The organism is Agrobacterium sp. CG160-95 (assembly GCF_053521725.1).
Genome location: NZ_JBNWDU010000002.1, coordinates 890140 through 907553, shown reverse-complemented (window position 1 = coordinate 907553; position 17414 = coordinate 890140). Strand labels below are relative to the sequence as shown.

General features: G+C 57.6%; 15 protein-coding genes and 1 pseudogene. 8 read left to right on the top strand and 8 right to left on the bottom strand.

Annotated features, from left to right (window positions below; all coding sequences use genetic code 11):
* Positions 1-27 precede the first annotated feature (27 nt).
* Positions 28-918, top strand: coding sequence for a LysR substrate-binding domain-containing protein (locus ACQZ63_RS10785; RefSeq protein WP_013761341.1), 891 nt, complete (start codon positions 28-30; stop codon positions 916-918).
* A 6-nt stretch (positions 919-924) separates the two neighbouring features.
* Here the strand turns inward: ACQZ63_RS10785 and ACQZ63_RS10780 are convergent, their stop codons facing one another.
* Positions 925-1302, bottom strand: coding sequence for a CBU_0592 family membrane protein (locus ACQZ63_RS10780; protein WP_272448189.1), 378 nt, complete (start codon positions 1300-1302; stop codon positions 925-927).
* 123 nt (positions 1303-1425) lie between these two features.
* Here ACQZ63_RS10780 and ACQZ63_RS10775 point away from each other — a divergent pair, with 123 nt between their 5' ends.
* From ACQZ63_RS10775 to ACQZ63_RS10755, 5 genes are all read left to right on the top strand, one after another.
* The gene (locus tag ACQZ63_RS10775; protein WP_113556245.1) at positions 1426-2988 is read left to right on the top strand and encodes an ABC transporter substrate-binding protein; all 1563 of its coding nucleotides are present in this window, start codon (positions 1426-1428) and stop codon (positions 2986-2988) included.
* The gene (locus ACQZ63_RS10770; RefSeq protein WP_003517729.1) at positions 2988-3935 is read left to right on the top strand and encodes an ABC transporter permease; all 948 of its coding nucleotides are present in this window, start codon (positions 2988-2990) and stop codon (positions 3933-3935) included. Before ACQZ63_RS10775 ends, ACQZ63_RS10770 begins: the two co-directional genes overlap by 1 nt.
* A complete protein-coding gene (locus ACQZ63_RS10765) occupies positions 3932-4756 on the top strand; it encodes an ABC transporter permease (RefSeq protein ID WP_019566413.1) in 825 nt (274 codons plus the stop codon). The genes ACQZ63_RS10770 and ACQZ63_RS10765 overlap by 4 nt, the downstream gene beginning before the upstream one ends.
* Entirely contained in the window at positions 4753-6366 is a 1614-nt protein-coding gene (locus tag ACQZ63_RS10760; RefSeq protein ID WP_038493687.1) for an ABC transporter ATP-binding protein, read from the top strand. Before ACQZ63_RS10765 ends, ACQZ63_RS10760 begins: the two co-directional genes overlap by 4 nt.
* Positions 6367-6471: 105 nt before the next feature.
* Positions 6472-8475, top strand: a complete 2004-nt coding sequence (locus ACQZ63_RS10755) for a CocE/NonD family hydrolase (protein ID WP_448799133.1) — start codon at positions 6472-6474, stop codon at positions 8473-8475.
* A gap of 66 nt (positions 8476-8541) precedes the next feature.
* Here the strand turns inward: ACQZ63_RS10755 and ACQZ63_RS10750 are convergent.
* Positions 8542-8747: pseudogene (locus tag ACQZ63_RS10750) on the bottom strand (type II toxin-antitoxin system VapC family toxin); the annotation flags it as partial.
* Between the two features lie 224 nt (positions 8748-8971).
* On the opposite strand from ACQZ63_RS10750, the gene ACQZ63_RS10745 reads away from it, so the two are divergent.
* Both ACQZ63_RS10745 and ACQZ63_RS10740 read left to right on the top strand, forming a co-directional pair.
* A complete protein-coding gene (locus ACQZ63_RS10745; RefSeq protein ID WP_003517737.1) occupies positions 8972-9181 on the top strand; it encodes a cold-shock protein in 210 nt (69 codons plus the stop codon).
* A 129-nt stretch (positions 9182-9310) separates the two neighbouring features.
* The gene (locus tag ACQZ63_RS10740; protein WP_003517740.1) at positions 9311-9535 is read left to right on the top strand and encodes a hypothetical protein; all 225 of its coding nucleotides are present in this window, start codon (positions 9311-9313) and stop codon (positions 9533-9535) included.
* 210 nt (positions 9536-9745) lie between these two features.
* On the opposite strand, the gene ACQZ63_RS10735 is transcribed toward ACQZ63_RS10740, so the two are convergent.
* The 6 genes from ACQZ63_RS10735 to ACQZ63_RS10710 form a co-directional block, all read right to left on the bottom strand.
* Positions 9746-10783 (bottom strand): sensor histidine kinase, encoded by a 1038-nt coding sequence (locus ACQZ63_RS10735; RefSeq protein WP_038493696.1) that lies wholly within the window; start codon positions 10781-10783, stop codon positions 9746-9748.
* 4 nt (positions 10784-10787) lie between these two features.
* Complete coding sequence (locus ACQZ63_RS10730) at positions 10788-11225, bottom strand: response regulator (RefSeq protein ID WP_003517744.1); 438 nt, start codon at positions 11223-11225, stop codon at positions 10788-10790.
* On the bottom strand, positions 11222-12676 hold the full coding sequence (locus ACQZ63_RS10725) for a sensor histidine kinase (protein ID WP_038493699.1): 1455 nt from the start codon (positions 12674-12676) through the stop codon (positions 11222-11224). Before ACQZ63_RS10725 ends, ACQZ63_RS10730 begins: the two co-directional genes overlap by 4 nt.
* Positions 12677-12916: 240 nt before the next feature.
* On the bottom strand, positions 12917-14728 hold the full coding sequence (locus ACQZ63_RS10720; RefSeq protein ID WP_448799132.1) for an ABC transporter ATP-binding protein: 1812 nt from the start codon (positions 14726-14728) through the stop codon (positions 12917-12919).
* Between the two features lie 4 nt (positions 14729-14732).
* On the bottom strand, positions 14733-16517 hold the full coding sequence (locus tag ACQZ63_RS10715; RefSeq protein ID WP_448799131.1) for a gamma-glutamyltransferase family protein: 1785 nt from the start codon (positions 16515-16517) through the stop codon (positions 14733-14735).
* 22 nt (positions 16518-16539) lie between these two features.
* A complete protein-coding gene (locus ACQZ63_RS10710; RefSeq protein ID WP_013761355.1) occupies positions 16540-17412 on the bottom strand; it encodes an ABC transporter permease in 873 nt (290 codons plus the stop codon).
* Positions 17413-17414: the final 2 nt, after the last annotated feature.

Below are 17414 nucleotides of genomic sequence, written 5' to 3'. Positions count from 1 at the left end.
TCGCAAACTCTGTTTTTGGGAACCTGAATGCAACCGTCTTTTAGATTGCCGCCGCTGGAGGCGCTTGTTGTTTTTGAGGCAGCGTCCCGTTTGGGCAGCTTCTCCCGCGCGGGCAACGAGCTGGGCCTGACGCAGAGCGCCGTCAGCCGGCAGATCGGCAAGCTGGAAGCGTTCATTGGCTCCAAGCTTTTCGAGCGCGTGCCGACAGGCGTGCGACTGACGACCATCGGCGAAAACTACTCGATCGATATATCGCGGCTGATCCTCGATATCGCAAGTGTCACGGACGGCGTCCGCTCGTGGACCGGCGCCAGCCAAATCACCATCGCCTGCTCTCGCGGGATTGCGGATCAATGGTTCATGCCTCGCCTGCAGAAACTGAAACGCGATATTCCCGGCATCGAATTGCGGGTGCGGGTAACTGACGATGTGGCACATCTGCGTCTGGATGAATTCGACCTGGCTATTTTCTATCGCAAGGAAAGACCGATTGGCGTCTGGCTATCGGAACTCGGCCAGGAGGAGGTCGTCCCCGTTTCTGCCCGCGGCATGACCAATCTTATGGAGCAGAGGGCACCGGTTTTGATCTCCATCGAAGATTCGATGCGGGAATGGCAGGATTGGAGCGACTGGTGGCGCTCGTCACACCTGTTGCCGCCACAGGATGCAATCCAGTGGAAACTCGGAGACTATGGCCTCTGCGTCGCGGCGGCATCGCAGGGGCTTGGTGCAACGCTTGGGTGGACCTGGCTCATCCGCGACCAACTGGACAGCGGAGCGCTCGTTCCTGTGCACTCCCATGCCATGCGCTCGGAAGGCAAATTTTACCTGATGCGACCGGCAGATCGCCACCAGCGTAAAATTGTGCGCGAGGTGTCCGATTGGCTGATTGCAGACAACCATAAAACCGCGCGCTGAAACCCGTCATGCCTGCGCAGGAGGTGTCTTGCGGCGCCGGTCCAGGAGGAACCGCGCGTAGCCGATGATGGTGAACAGCAGCCAGGCGACCTGTGAAATCAGCGAGCCGAGGTTGAAATTCCATATCAGCGAGTAGATCAGAAATACGCCACCCAGAACATTTAAGAGAGTGTAGCGCCAGTCTTCTATCGTCAGAAGTCTTAGCTGCAACAGGGCATAGGCGAACAGATAAAAAAACGCTCCTGCAAGGCCGACAAGATCCGCTAGCCCCATTTGTATCCACTCCATAAACACGCCCGCCCGGCGAGCGCCTGCTACACCGGACCCGCTCCGGCGCATCCCTTTACTCCGCTTCGCAGATAACCGGATGCGCTCAGATTTCATGACCCCATGCGCAAAAATCATACCCCCCTGCGCGCATCGGTATCTAGTGCCGAACCGTCGAGTACGATACGCCACTGCCAGCCGCGCCTCGTCCGGCCCCGATAAAAAACAGGGAACCCAAACATGACATCCTCCCCCTTTTCCTTCTCGCTCGACCGGCGGCATTTTCTTGCCGGCGCGGCCAGCCTCGCGGCGCTTTCTGCCGGTTTCATCACAGACGCCAGTGCGCAAGGCGCGGACACACCGAAGAAGGGTGGCGTTTTGAAATTGGGTATCGGCGGCGGCAGCACCACGGATAACCTCGATCCCCGCATCCTGAAGGACTGGGTGCCGGTCAATCAGGCCTTCATGATCATGAACGGCCTTGTCGAGATCGATGCCAGCAATCACGCTGCGCCTGAATTGTTCGAAAGCTGGGAAGCGCAGCCCGGCGCCGTGGAGTGGGTCTTCAAGCTGCGGCAGGGTGTCACCTTCCACAACGGCAAGACCCTGACGGTGGAAGACGTCATCTACTCCATCAACCTGCACCGTGGCGAAACCACCTCTGCAGCACGCTCGGTTGCGTCTGCGCTTAAGAGCGTCGACAAGCTTTCCGACACCGAGGTCAAAATCGTCCTCGAAAGCGGCAATGCCGACCTTCCTTACATCTTGTCCGACTACCATTTCCTCGTTGTGCCCGAAGGCTGGACGGATTTCAGCAAACCTGTCGGCACCGGGCCATTCGTGTTCGAAAGCTACGATCCGGGCGTTCGTTCGCGCTTTACACGTAATCCGAATTACTGGAAGCCGAATGCCGCTCACGTTGACGCCGTGGAAGTCATCGTCATCAACGATATCGCCGCACGCACCAATGCCATGATGTCGGGTCAGGTCCATGCGATCAACCAACTTGACTTCAAGACAGTAGACCTGCTGCGCCGTAACCCCAACCTTAATATCGTCCAATCGGCTGGCGGCCAGCACTTCACATTCCTGATGGATTGCACGCAGGCGCCATACAAGGACAACAATATCCGCCTTGCCATCAAGCACGCCATCGACCGCGAGCAGCTTTTGAAAACCGCGCTGCGTGGCTACGGCCGCATCGGAAACGATCATCCGATCCCGAGTTCTGACCGCTTTTATGCCGCAGATCTGGCGCAGCGGCCCTACGACCCCGAGAAGGCGAAGTTTTATCTGAAGCAGGCTGGCCTCGATACGCTCAAGGTAGAGATTTCCGCTTCCGACGCCGCCTTCTCCGGCGCTGTGGACGCAGCGGCGATTTTCCGCACGAGTGCGGCCAAGGGCGGCATCGATGTTTCTATCAAGCGCGAACCCGCCGATGGCTACTGGGACAACGTCTGGATGAAAGCTCCATTCTGCATGTCATACTGGGGCGGACGCCCAACAGCAGACCAGATGCTGACCATCGCTTACCAGTCCACCTCGGCGCAAAATGATACGCACTGGAAGAACGAAAACTTCGACAGGAAACTCATCGAGGCGCGTGCACTTCTCGATGATGCGAAGCGCAAGGAAATCTATGCCGAGCTTCAGGCGCTCATCTCCAATGAGGGCGGCGCCATGATCCCGATGTTCGGAGATTATCTGGATGCGACATCCAAGAAACTGAAGGGCGTGACCACGCATCCGATGTTCAACTTCATGGGTGCCCGTCTCGCTGAAAAGGTCTGGTTGGACGCATAATGACTAAGCTTATCCTGAAGCGCATTGCTTTGGGTATTTTGACGCTTCTGCTGGTGTCGGCGCTTATTTTCGCCGGCACTCAGCTTCTTCCCGGAGATGTGGCGTCGGCAATACTCGGACAGAATGCGACGCCTGAATCTCTCGCCGTGCTGCGCGCCGATCTCGGTCTGGAGCAGCCCCTTCTGCAACGTTATCTTTCCTGGCTCGGCGGTTTCGTAACCGGCGACCTTGGAAATTCGCTGGCAAACCACCAGCCTGTCGCAGCTCTCCTATGGCCGCGGTTCTGGAACACCATGGCGCTGGCGCTGTATGCCGCCGTCGTGTCCGTTCCGGTTGCCGTACTTCTGGGTCTGTTCAGTGCCATCTGGCGCGGCAGCCTGTTCGATCGGGCTGTCAACATCGTTGCGCTGGGCTTTGTTTCCCTTCCGGAGTATTTTCTGGGCCTGTTGCTGATCCTTTTCGTGTCCGTGCAGTACAATCTTTTGCCGAGCCTAGCCGACACCTATCCGGGCATGGGCTTTGCGGATTGGCTGAAAGCCACCACGCTTCCTGCTCTGACGCTGGTTCTGGTGACTGTGGCGCAGATGCTGCGCATGACCCGTACCGCCGTTCTTGCGGTGATGGATCAGGCCTATGTCGAAACAGCCTATCTCAAGGGATTGCGGACCAAACGCGTGGTTCTTCGCCACGCGCTTCCCAACGCCGCGGCCCCGATCGTCAACGTCGTATCGTTCAACATCGCCTATCTCATCACCGGTGTGGTGCTGGTAGAGGCCGTGTTCAACTATAACGGCCTTGGCCGTTTCATGGTCGATGCCGTTTCGAAGCGGGACCTTCCACTGGTACAGGCGGCAGCCCTCGTTTTCGGCGCAACCTACGTCATTCTAAACATCATTGCCGATGTGTCGGCAATTGCGCTTAACCCGCGCCTGAGGCATCCCCGATGAAAATGCTCCGCACCATCACCCCAACCGCATGGGTCGGTCTTTTCATCATTTCGGTCAACATCGTCCTGTTCGCAGCCGGTCCGCATATCGCGCCTTTCGGGCAGGAGGAGATCGTCGGTTCGCCTTTCGATCCGCCTTCGGCAATGCACTGGTTTGGCCTTGATCAGAACGGACGCGATATGCTGTCGCGCCTTTTGGCCGGTGCGCAAATCTCCATCGGCGTTTCGCTGGCGGCGTCCCTGCTCTCCTTCACAATCGGCATCACGCTTGGTTTCATCGCGGCTATCTTCGGCGGCTGGCTCGATATGGTTCTCTCGCGCATCGTCGACACTGTCATGTGTATTCCAGTGCTGATCTCGGCTCTTGTCGTGCTGCAGGCGCTAGGCTCGTCCATCCCCGTGCTGATAGTGACCATTGCGCTTCTGGATTCCACCCGCGTCTTCCGTCTGGCGCGCATTGTCGCCCAGGGCGTGAATGTGCTGGAATATGCCGAGACCGCGCGCCTGCGCGGAGAAGGCCTGATCTGGCTGGTGTTCAGGGAGATACTGCCCAATGCCCTGCCGCCGCTCATTGCGGAATTCGGCTTGCGTTTCTGCTTCACCTTTCTGTTCGTGGCCGGTCTGTCCTTTCTCGGGCTTGGCGTTCAGCCGCCTTTCGCAGACTGGGGCGGCATGGTGAAGGACAACCAGCAGGCCATTCTTTATGGCCTCTACGCACCGCTTTATCCGGCCGCTGCCATCGCCGTTCTCACCATCGGCGTCAATCTCGTCGTGGACTGGCTGCTGGCTGGCCGCAGCGCAATTCAGGGAGCAGACCGATGAGTAACAATGAGGTCTTGCAAATTCGCGGCCTGAAAGTTGCTGCACCGAATGGAGCAATTCTGGTTGATGGTATCGATCTGGATCTCAAGCGCGGTGAGGTCAAAGGGCTGATCGGTGAATCCGGCGCCGGTAAATCCACCATCGGGCTTGCCGCCATGGGATATGGCCGAAACGGTTGCCGAATCGTTGGTGGAGAAATCGTCGTGAATGGCGTTTCGCTGATGACGGTGGATCGCGCCGGTCGTGAGGCGGCGCGCGGTGCGCGCATCGCTTATGTGGCGCAAAGTGCAGCTGCGGCGTTCAACCCTGCCATGAAGATTGGCGAACAGATTATCGAGGGGCCGCTTTACCACGGCGTCATGAACCGGCGGGAAGCCGAAGCCTGGATGCTGGAACTGCTGCAAGCGCTGCAACTTCCCGATTATCAGAATTTCGGCAACCGTTACCCGCATCAGGTCTCCGGTGGGCAGTTACAGCGCGCGATGGTGGCCATGGCGATGTCATGCCGCCCTGACATACTCGTGCTGGACGAACCCACAACGGCACTCGATGTCACCACGCAGATAGAGGTTCTGGCCCTGCTCCGCAGCCTCATCCAGCGCTACAATACCGCCGCCCTCTACATCACGCATGACCTTGCCGTCGTCGCGCAGATTGCTGACAGCATCATGGTCTTGCGCCATGGCAAAAAGGTAGAAGCCGGTTCTGCCGAGGATATTCTCGAGCACCCGCAGGAAGACTATACGCGCCGCCTTGTTTCCGAACGCCAAGCCAGCATGTCCGGCGAATCCGTCCAGAACAGGGGTGGTGAAATCCTGCTGGAAGCGCGTGACGTCACCGCCTACTACGGTCGCAAGAAGGTGCTGGACAACGTTCACTGCGAAATCCGAAAGGGCGAAACACTGGCAGTCGTGGGTGAATCCGGTTCGGGAAAATCCACTTTGGCCAGGGTTATTGCCGGGTTGCCGCCGCAATCCTCCGGAGTCATTTCGCTGGCTGGACACCGGCTTGCGGACAAGTACTCCAGGCGTTCGCGCGAAGATCTTCGCCGCATCCAGCTCGTCTACCAGCTTCCGGATGTGGCGCTCAATCCACGCCACACCGTCGGCGAGATCATTGGCCGTCCCATGTCGTTCTATTTCGGAATGAATGAAGATGAGCGCGCCTCCGAGGTGAACCGGTTGCTGGACCTGATCGGTCTGCCCCGGGAGTTTGCAGAGCGCCTGCCAAAAGCGCTTTCCGGGGGGCAGAAGCAGCGCGTGTGTATCGCACGCGCACTTGCCGCAAGACCCGACCTTATCATCTGCGACGAGGTGACATCGGCACTTGATCCTCTCGTGGCGGAAGAAATTCTCAGACTGTTGCGCTCGTTGCAGGATGAACTGGGCGTCTCCTATCTGTTCATCACCCATGACCTCGGCGTCGTTCGCCGGCTCGCCGACAGGACGATGGTGATGCAGCATGGCCGCATTGTCGAAACCGGCACGACCAAGGAGGTTTTTGCACCTCCTTACCAACCCTATACAGAACAGCTCATCACCTCGGTCCCCGAACTGCGGCGCGACTGGCTGGATGGCGTGCTGGCAAAACGTGGCCTCCCCGCCGCATGATCTGCGGGGCGGTTCACTCTTTGATGGGTGTCGCCTCGCATTCTTTCATTGTTGTCTCCCGGCAAAGCGATGCCCGCTTCAAATGACCCGACTGGAATACCCCAAATGACAATACGTGTTGAAGAACATATCTGGATTCCCATGAGCGATGGCGTACGCCTTGGTGCTCGCCTTTGGCTGCCGGAGGGCGCGGAACAATCGCCGGTTCCCGCCATTCTCGAGTATATTCCCTATCGCAAGCGAGACGGAACCCGCGGGCGCGACGAGCCGATGCACGGCTATTTTGCCAGCCAGGGATATGCCGCAATTCGCGTGGACATGCGTGGCACAGGCGAATCCGATGGCCACATGGCAGACGAATATCTGAAGCAGGAACAGGACGACGCACTCGAGGTGATCGACTGGATTTCCCGCCAGCCGTGGTGCAGCGGCAATGTCGGCATGATGGGCAAGAGCTGGGGCGGCTTCAACGGCCTGCAGGTCGCCGCCCGCCGTCCGCCGGCACTGAAAGCCGTCATCACCGCCTATTCGACCGACAACCGTTATACCGACGACATTCACTACATGGGCGGCCTGCTGCTGAACGACAATCTGTGGTGGGGCACCATCATGCTTGCTTATCAGAGCCGTCCGCTCGATCCGGAGATCGTCGGCGACACGTGGCGCGACAGCTGGATCGAGCGCCTGGAGAAGCTCCCCTTCTTTCCCGCACTCTGGCTGGAACACCAACGTTACGACGATTACTGGAAACACGGCTCGGTCTGCGAAGACTGGAGCGCAATTGAATGCCCGGTCCTTGCCATCGGCGCATGGGCGGACAGCTATACCAATGCCGTCCCGCGGCTTCTGGAGAACCTTCAGGTCCCGCGTCGCGGCATCATCGGTCCGTGGGGCCATATCTACCCCCAAGATGGTGTTCCCGGTCCCGCAATTGGCTTCCTGCAGGAAGCAACGCGCTGGTGGGACCATTGGCTGAAAGGCAAGGAAACCGGCGTCATGGACGAGCCGATGCTGCGCGCCTTCGTCAGCGACACGATCGAACCGACCGGTACGCGGACGACGACGCAAGGCCGCTGGGTGGGCGAAGCAACATGGCCTTCGCCCGAAATTGCAACCCGCTCGCTTTACCCCGGTGCAGCGAAGGAACTGCGCGATACGGCAAGCGAACCGGCAATTCTCAGCATTCGTTCGCCGCAAAGCCACGGCAAGGCGGGCGGGGAATGGATGGCGACCGGATGCCCCGGCGAACATCCAACCGATCAGCGGCTCGACAACGGTGGCGCGCTCGTTTTCGAAACCGCCTTGATGGAAGAGGATTTCGATATTCTCGGTGCGCCGGTAGCGCGTCTGCGCATTGCCGCAGATTGCCCAGTCGCGCAGATTTCACTGCGCCTCAACGACGTCCTGCCGGATGGCCGTGTCACACGTGTCAGTTATCAGGTTTTCAACCTGACCCACCGCGATAGCCACGAAAATCCGGAAGCGTTGGAACCCGGCAAATTTTACGATGTCGTAATCAAGCTCAATGATTGCGGTTATCGTTTTGCCAAAGGGCACCGGCTGCAACTCGCCATCGCCACGGCCTACTGGCCGATGGTATGGACATCGCCTTACGATGCGACGATCAGCGTTTCCGTTGCAGAAAGCGCGCTTGACCTGCCCGTGCGTGCCACCGGTGACGACAAGCCTGTGCGTTTCGAGGCCCCTGCCCACGGCCCATCGACACCCATGACGCAGGTCGATCCAGGCACGGTCCGCCGCTGGACCGAACAGGACCATGAGACGGGTATCAACACCTATGTCACGGAAGGCGTGGGCGGCTTGTTCGGCGAGGGCGTGTTGCGGTTTGACGACATCGGCACCGAACTCAGCCATAGTCTGCGGCGTGAATTGACCATTCGCGACGGAGATCCCCTCTCCGCGAAATACGTCCTCACCCAGACATATGAAATTGGCCGGGATGGGTGGCGCATCAAGATCGAGAGCCGCACCGAGATGCGCTCCGACAGGGAAAATTTCTACCTGACCGGAGAACTTTCGGCACTCGAAAATGGCAGCCTCGTCAAAACCCGGAAGTGGGATGAGCGCTACAAACGCGACCTCATCTGATGTCGCATGGCCCCTGCAGCTATTTGCGGGGGCCTACAACATACCATTGTCTCGATACCGTACCTGTCAGCTTTCCTGTTCAGGAGCGATCAATGTCACTGTTGGGAAACAGGATCGATATCGGCCTACGTCTCGTGTCAGAAGCGGGAGACCTTGAACCGCGGCATGAGCTCCAATAAAAAAGTCCGGCAAAACGCCTGTGCGGGATCCGCCCGCACGGCGATACTGCGTGAAGACCTTCCCGCTAAAAACAATGCAGAGCGAGTAAAAGGGATGGCCAAGCACAACTTTTTGTCGAGACGCGAAAATTAGAAAAACTAATAGTTGACGCAACCGTGCAAGCACGCTATAACGAACCATCGAATTTGCTTGCTTAGCTTTGCTTGTTGCGCGATTGGCACCGCGTTCTGAACGAACCTTTCCTTTCAAAATCGCTATCAATGTTCGCAGCGCTTCTCAGTGCTGTGGGTCCTCTATCGCTATGAAAGGGTTCATCATGACCACTGGCACAGTTAAATGGTTTAATTCCACTAAAGGCTTCGGCTTCATTCAGCCTGACAACGGCGGCACAGATGCCTTCGTTCATATCTCCGCCGTTGAGCGGGCTGGTATGCGCGAACTCGTCGAAGGCCAGAAGATCGGCTTCGACCTGGAACGCGACAACAAGTCCGGCAAAATGTCGGCCTGCAATCTGCAGGCTGCCTAACGGGTTTTGCTTCCCTTTGACCACGGATGTACTGGCACTGCCGGAAGCACCCCGAACCAATCAAGGCCAGGCAAATTGCCTGGCCTTTTGTTTTCCGCTCGCATGCCGAGCCTTACCACCGGAACACCCATGACAGAAAAATACAGTATCTCGCGCCAGAAGGCCGAGGTTGCCTTCAGCAACATCCAGACGCCGTTCTTCGCAAAGGATAAAGCGCTCGACGAGCTTGATTCGATCACGCAATCCCGCGACGCCAAGACCTTGCGGCTGCGGGAAGCACGTCTTGCAAAGGAACAGTCTGATCGCATTTCTGCGACATCCGCTCTTCTTGCCAAGCGTGCCCGTGCACGATGATGGTTTTGACGGCATCGTCAGAACAGGTGCCTGAAGCCAATTCGCATCAGACGGCTTCCTGACCATCCCGGTATATACAGACGCCGGGCCTTGAGCTGTTGCATGCCTGTCAACTCCCAGGCAAGCTTACGTTCCAGCTGCCCAAGCGCGGCGCCAATTGTATTAAATCACTAAATTAGAATTATATTTAAAAACCGAAGCTATCGGCGTTTACGTCTCGCTCCAGGTCATCGTGTAACGCGTTCCCTTGGCCTGTTCCGGGTGCGTATGCGTTTGCTCGACGCGAGCACCAATGTTCTGAGCCATTGCCATAATCAGCTTTGTTCCGAGGCCAGTACCACGCGGAGATGCGTCGGGCTTTGAACCCACACCATCGTCTTCGACAACGAGAACAAATTGCCTATTTTCTTCCGAAAGTTCGACGCGAACCGTGCCGGATTGATCTGGATAAGCGTATTTCAGCGCGTTGGTCAGCAGCTCGGTGATGATGACACCCAGAGCTACGGCATGGTCTGCCTTGAGGCTGATGTCACAAAGCGATGTTTCGACGGTAATGGACGAAGATCCGGGAACCGCCTGAAACAACCCATCGATGATCGACGTCAGGTACGAATTGAGCGATACCAGACCTATATTGTCGGTATTGTAAAGGCTGCGGTGAACGCCGGCGATCGCCGAAATCCTGCTTTGGGTTTCCAGCAAGGCGACTTCGGCTTCCTCAGACTTGATGGTGTTTATCTGCAGGCGAATCATGGCGGATACCAGCGAGAGGCTGTTGGCGACCCGATGGTTCATCTCCTTCACCATCATTTCCGCATGTTCCTTGGCCTTTACCAGCAACCGGTCGGATTCCTCCTTCGTCTGACGCAGACGATGGTTTTCCAGCGACTGATCGATAGCCGTAAGCAACAGCGGGAAAAAGTCGTCACCGACATTCTTTATGACGTAGTCGGCGGCACCCGCCTTGAGGGCGTCGATCGCGATCTGGGCTTCGTTCGATCCCGTTACATAAAGAACGGGAACCCGCCCCGGCAAGGACTGAATCGCGGCAAGGAACTCCATTCCCGTCGATGTCTGGAAGTAATGGTCCAGAACGACGATATCGAACTGCTCGTCTTGAAACATCTTGAGCCCGGACGCCACGGATGCGGCATGGACCACCTCCATTCCGTGACGACCAAGAATCCGGCTGGAAAGCCGCGCCAGAGCCGGATCATCATCAACATACAAAACGCGCAATGCCATCATGCCTTCAAGGTACTTGAATTACGGAGAAGAACAGGCCGAGGTTCTTTATCGCACTCGCAAAGCCTTCGTAGTCGACCGGCTTGGTTATATAGACATTTGCACCAAGGTCATAACATTTCTGAATCTCGGTTTCGTCATCCGTCGTCGTCAAAACGACCACCGGCAAACGGCGCGTATATTCGTTACTCTTGATCTCCTCGAGAATTCGGATACCCGACATATCAGGGAGGTTAAGATCGAGCAAAACGAGAAGATATCGATCTTTGCTGACAACGCCATCGCGGTTTTCACCGAGGATGTAGTCGAGTGCCTTTGCACCGAGCGTAAAGGGCATGATCTCGTTATTCACACCTGCGCGACGTACGTTCTTCTCGATCAGCCGAGCATGACCTTCGTCATCCTCGATCATAATGATCGTTACCTCTTGACCGGTTGCCTTCATTTTTCGCCTTCTTTCGTCACTTTTCTGAGATCGCTCGGCAACAGCAATGTAAATGTACTGCCTTTGCCAAGTTCGGAACTCACCTTAATGTCTCCTCCTAAACTTCTTATTAGCGACCGAACATGGGCAAGGCCGATGCCTTCCCCCGGTTGATCCTGATCACCGGCGCGGCGAAAGAGTTCGAACACCCGTTCCAGATCATGCTCGCCAATGCCACGCCCGTTGTCGCTGACTTCGATGCTGATGGCACCCCGCCCGGACGGATAAGCACGGGCAGTCAATCGCAGCGGTCGTCCCGGCATCTGGTATTTCACCGCATTGTCGAAAAGATTGCCAAGGATTTGGTCGAGAGAGATACGATCCGTCACGACTGTCAGCTTTGATGTCTCGACACTGATCTCGCCGCCATTGGCATTGATCTGGTGACGAACCGTCTCGGAGAGCGATGACAGCAATGTCTCTATGTCGACTTTTTCCGGTTGCAGCTTTCGCTGACCATCGCGCGATATCTTCAAGATCGCATTGATCAGCTGGTCCATCTTGCGTGTCGAAGAGCGGATGAAACTGATCGCCTCGGGAAGATCCTCCTCGACAGCCAGTCTGGCATCCCGAACCACGTCGTCGGAAGGCATTTTGCCGTCTGCGAGCACATAGGCGGTGACCGGCTTCAGGGACGTATCGAATTCGGAGAGGAACCCCATGATATTGACGAGCGGCGCACGCAAATCATGCGTGACGATATAGGCGAAGCGCTGAATTTCCTGATTGGCGCTGCGAAGATCACGGGTTCTTTCCTCAACCCGCTCTTCCAGATGGCGATTTAGCTCGTCAACATCTTCCCGAGACCGGTTCAACGCACGGATATATGTGAAGACCAGAAAGATTGAACCGCCGACAACAAGCAGGATCGCCAGCGTGCCGCCGAGCGTTACCCATTGCAATGTATTGGCGGCGCCAAGTTGGTCTCCGACGATGATGCGGAGCCGATCGTCGGTCTGCGATTGCAGCTTCGACAAGATCGCCCTGATTTCGTTCATGAACCGTTTGCCGTCATTCTCACGGACGACTTCGACTGCCTCGGTGATGCGTCCTGCCTTTTGCAGATCGATGGTTTCCTGGGTTTCAGCCAGCTTGTTGGCGACGGCATTACCGAGATCCGTCAGATCCTGCTCGTATTGCTTCTGGTCCTTCAGCACTTCGAGAAGTCTGGACTGCCTCTGCGGCAACAGGCTCAAGGCCTCCTGATATGGGCTCAGATACTCGATGTTGTTGGTCAGCAGATAACCCCTCTGCCCCGTTTCAATGTCCTGCATCGACGTCAGGATATCGAGAATGGCAGCCCGCACGCGGCGCAACTCGGCTGTTTCTTGCGAGTACCGGTTGTTCACCTGCACCAGCCACAGCGAAGTGGCGACCATTCCGGTCAATATTGCAACACCTACAGCGAGCATAAACAGGCTTCGCTGAGCAAAAGGCGAAAAACTAATCACAGTTGTAAATTCCCGGCATGCACCTCATTCGCGCGCAAACTAGAATATGCGGCGCATTGAATCGAACGTTTTATTTTCGATTCATATGGGAACCACTTTTGACGACGCGCGTTGAGCGAGGCTGTAAAAAATATTCCGCTCAGAATAGCGGATAGCGGTGCGAAACTTCACGGTTTTTCAACCCGGAATGCCAGAATTGCCTTAAACAACCTGAACCAGATGGCCCGGGGAAACGGTTTTATAGTTTCGCGTCGGCGTTTGAAATCCCATCGGCCGTATCGGGCTTTTCAGTTCATCGTTGGATATGCCGCGCTTTATTCCGCGTCGCGCCGGATCGGGTACCGGCACTGCCGCCATGAGTTTCTTCGTGTAGGCATGTTGCGGATTGTCGAAAACAGCAGCGCGCGGGCCGATCTCCACAATCTCGCCGAGATACATCACCGCGACGCGATGGCTGACGCGCTCCACCACCGCCATATCGTGGGAGATGAAGAGGAAGGCGAGATCGAGGCTCTGTTGCAGGTCGAGGAGCAGGTTGCAGACCTGCGCCTTGATCGAAACATCAAGAGCTGACACGCTTTCGTCGGCAACAATGACCTTCGGATCGAGGGCAAGCGCACGGGCAATCGCGATGCGCTGGCGCTGGCCGCCGGAAAATTCGTGAGGATAGCGGCTCGCCATGTCGGCGGTTAGACCAACCTTTTCGAGGAGATCGGCAGTCTTTTCCTTCGCCTGCTTCGTGGTGCCCAGTTTGTGCTTGATGAAGGGTTCGGAAATCGCCGTACCCACCGTCATGCGCGGATTGAGCGACGAGAACGGATCCTGAAAGATCATCTGTACGGACTTACGCATATTGCGCAGGCCAATGGTATCGAGCCGCATCACATCGTAACCATCGAGCGAAACCTCGCCGGCCGTCGGTTCGACAAGACGCATGATCGAGCGGCCGGTCGTCGACTTTCCGCAACCGGACTCGCCGACCAGTGCAAGCGTCTCCCCCTGAAACAGATCGAAGGAGACGTTTTCGACCGCGTGAACCGCACCCGTCTGCCGGGCCAAAAGGCCGGAGCGGATGGGAAACCGCGTCACGAGGTTCTTGACCGACAGGACAGGTGTCTGTCCGCTCGCAACCGTTTCGGCCACTTCTACCGGCTCGGTCGACAGGCCGGTTTTCATGTCGAGGACCGGAAAGCGCGTCGGCCACTGCCGGTCGCGCATCGAGCCGAGCTTCGGCACCGCCGAAAGCAGCGCCCGCGTATAGGGATGCTTGCCGCGCTGGAATATATCCCCGGTTGGTCCGGTCTCGACCTCATCGCCCCGGAACATCACAATGGTGCGGTCTGCGATCTCCGCCACGACGCCCATATCATGAGTAATGAAGAGGACCGACATGCCCTCCTCTTCCTGAAGCAGTTTGATCAGATCGAGAATCTGGCCCTGAATGGTGACGTCGAGCGCGGTCGTCGGTTCATCGGCGATCAGCAGTTTCGGCCGGGAAGCGAGCGCCATTGCGATCATCACGCGCTGGCGCATACCACCGGAAAACTGATGCGGATACTCGTCAAAGCGACCGGCCGCGTTGGGAATACGAACCTTTTCGAGAAGCCGGACCGTCTCCGCCATTGCCTGCTGCTTCGAAAAGCCCTTGTGCCGGATGAGGACCTCGGAAATCTGGCGGCCGATCGTGAAGATGGGATTGAGCGACGTCATAGGCTCCTGAAATATCATCGAGACGTCGTTGCCCCGCACACCCCGCATTTCCTTCTCGGAAAGCGCCAGAAGATTGCGCCCGTTCAAGAGAACTTCACCCTCAATCCGGCTGAAAGCGGGGCTAAGCAGGCGCATGATGGACAGCGAGGTGACGGACTTTCCCGAACCGGACTCGCCGACAATCGCGACGGTTTCGCCCGGAGCGACATCGAAGGAGACGTTACGTACGACGCTCTTCCAAGCATCATCGACGAGAAAAGAAGTGGTCAGGTTTCTAACGGAGAGAACAGGTGTCGTATTCATGATGTCATCGTCCCACAGCATAGGCCTGCATCAGGCGCGGGGTTGCGGCGGCCCGCAGCAGGCCATCGGCATCCCGCTTTGCGGCAGTCAGGCGCCCCACCGACCACGCATCGGCAACGGTGACCTTGTGTCCGCGGCGGCGAAGCTCCTGCAGCGTGATATCACCCACGGTGCTTTCCACCATGATCTCGCCCGGCGAACTGGTGCGCGGATAAAACGAGCCCGGAAAATGCGAGGTATGGAACAGCGGCATGTCGATGGCCGCCTGCAGGTTCTTGCCGTGATGTGCATAACGCAGGAAGAAGGGCAGCTGCCACTGATCCTGCTGATCGCCGCCCGGAGTACCGAACACCATGGAGGGGCGTCCCTGATGCAGCGCGAGCGAGGGTGTCAACGTGGTCCGCGGGCGTTTTCCAGGTGCGAGCGAGGTCGGCAGGCCTTCCTTCAACCAGAACATCTGGGCGCGGGAATTGAGCGCAAAGCCCAATGCCGGAACAATTGGCGATGATTGCAGCCAGCCGCCGGACGGCGTGGTTGAGACCATGTTGCCCCAGCGGTCTATGACATCGATATGCACGGTATCGCCGCGTTTTTCGGTAAGATGCGACATGGTGGGCTCGTAGACGGTGCCCTTGCCGCTCATTTCGGCGAGCATGGCCATGGTGGCGTCCACCTGCTTCTCGTAACCCGGCACGATGCCGGGACGCAGATCGAGCGATGCCTCGGTGCCGATCAGTTTACGACGCCCGGCATTGTAGCCTTCAGAGAGAAGATATTCCGTCGGAATCTGGCCGAAATCAGGATCGCCGTAATAGACCTCACGGTCGGCAAAGGCGAGCTTCATGGCCTCAACGATGGTGTGGATGAAATCGGGGCCGGACGGGTCCATGGCCGCAAGATCGAAGCCTTTCAACAGGGCGAGCGACTGCAACAAAACCGGTCCCTGCCCCCAGGCAGGCGTCTTTGCAATCGTCCAGTCATGATAATCAAGCGTCTGCGGCGCTTCGATGGTCGCGCTCCAGTCCGCCATATCCTGCGCCGTCAGCACGCCCTTGTGCTTGGTGCCGCTTGCATCCATGACTTCAGCGGTCTTGACGTAAGTGTCGATGGCTTCCGCAACGAAACCCCGATAGAAAGCGTCGCGTGCGGCTTCAATCTGGTTTTCGCGACCCGAACGCGCTTCGGATTCAGTGACGATCCGCTTGTAGGTTTCCGCAAGTACAGGATTCCTGAAAAGGGCGTGCGGCTCGGGTGCGGCACCACCCGGCAGCCAGGTCTCGTAGGATGTCGGCCATTCCTTCTCGAAGAATTCCGCCAGCCCCTTGATGGTGGCGGAAACGCGCGGCAGAGTCGGATGTCCGTATTCGGCATAATAGATGGCTGGTTCCAGCACCTCGCGCACGCTCATCGTGCCGTAGTCGCGCAGCATCAACATCCAGCCATCGAAGGCTCCGGGAATGACGGTTGCAAGCAGACCATCGCCGGGGATCAGCTTAAGCCCCTCCGAGGTATAGTGCTCGATGGTGGCGCCACTCGGAGCAGGCCCCTGCGCGCAGATGACTTCGACCTTGTCCTTCTTCTTTGAATAAAAGACGGCAGGCATGTCGCCGCCGGGGCCACAGAGATGCGGTTCGACGATCTGCAGCACGAAGCCGGTGGCAACCGCTGCGTCGAAGGCGTTACCTCCCTTTTCGAGGATTGCCATGCCCACGGCCGATGCGATCCAGTGCGTCGAGGTGACGACGCCGAATGTGCCAAGGATCTCGGGGCGTGTGGTAAATTCGGTCATTCAGTCAGTTCCTTATGAGAAATCATGCTTCGCGCGGATCGAGCGCATCACGCAGGCCATCGCCCAGGAGATTGAAGCCTATGACGACGAGGAAAATTGCAATGCCGGGCCACATCGTCATCCACGGCGCCTGGCTCAGAAAGTTCTTCGCGGTGTTCAGCATGGAACCCCACGACGGCGCCGGTGCCTGCTGGCCAAGGCCGAGGAAGGACAGGCTCGCTTCCGCAATGATGGCCGTCGCAACCGTCAAGGTCGCCTGCACGATGATGGGAGCAAAGACATTTGGCAGGATGTATCGTGTCATGATGTCGAAGTGGTTGAGGCCAATCGACCTTGCCCCCTCGACATAATCTTCCATCTTGACCGCTAGCACCTGACCACGGGTCAACCGAACGAAAATCGGCATGGCGGAAAGCCCGATGGCGATCATCGCATTGGTAAGGCTCGGGCCAAGGAAGGCCGCAAGGGCAATAGCCATGATGAGGAACGGCATAGCCAGCAGCGCTTCGGTGATGCGCGATATGACCATATCCACCCAGCCACCGAAATAACCGGCGATCAATCCGAAGGGCACGCCGATGACCACCGCAATCATGACGGAGACAACACCCGCCATCAGCGAGGCGCGCGCGCCATAAATCATGCGCGAAAGGATATCACGGCCAAGATCGTCGGTGCCGAGCCAGTGGGCGGCGGACGGCGCCTTGCGGATGGCCGACCAGCTGGTCGCAATAGGGTCAGCAATCGGCAGGATCGGTGCTGCAACGGCAAGTACCGTGAAGAAAAGCACGATAATCAGACCGGCGAGCGCCGATTTGTTGCGCTTCATTTTCTTCCAGGCGCGGCTTTCCTGCCGCGGCACCGGTACGGACAGGTTTTGATCGAGAGCGGTCATGA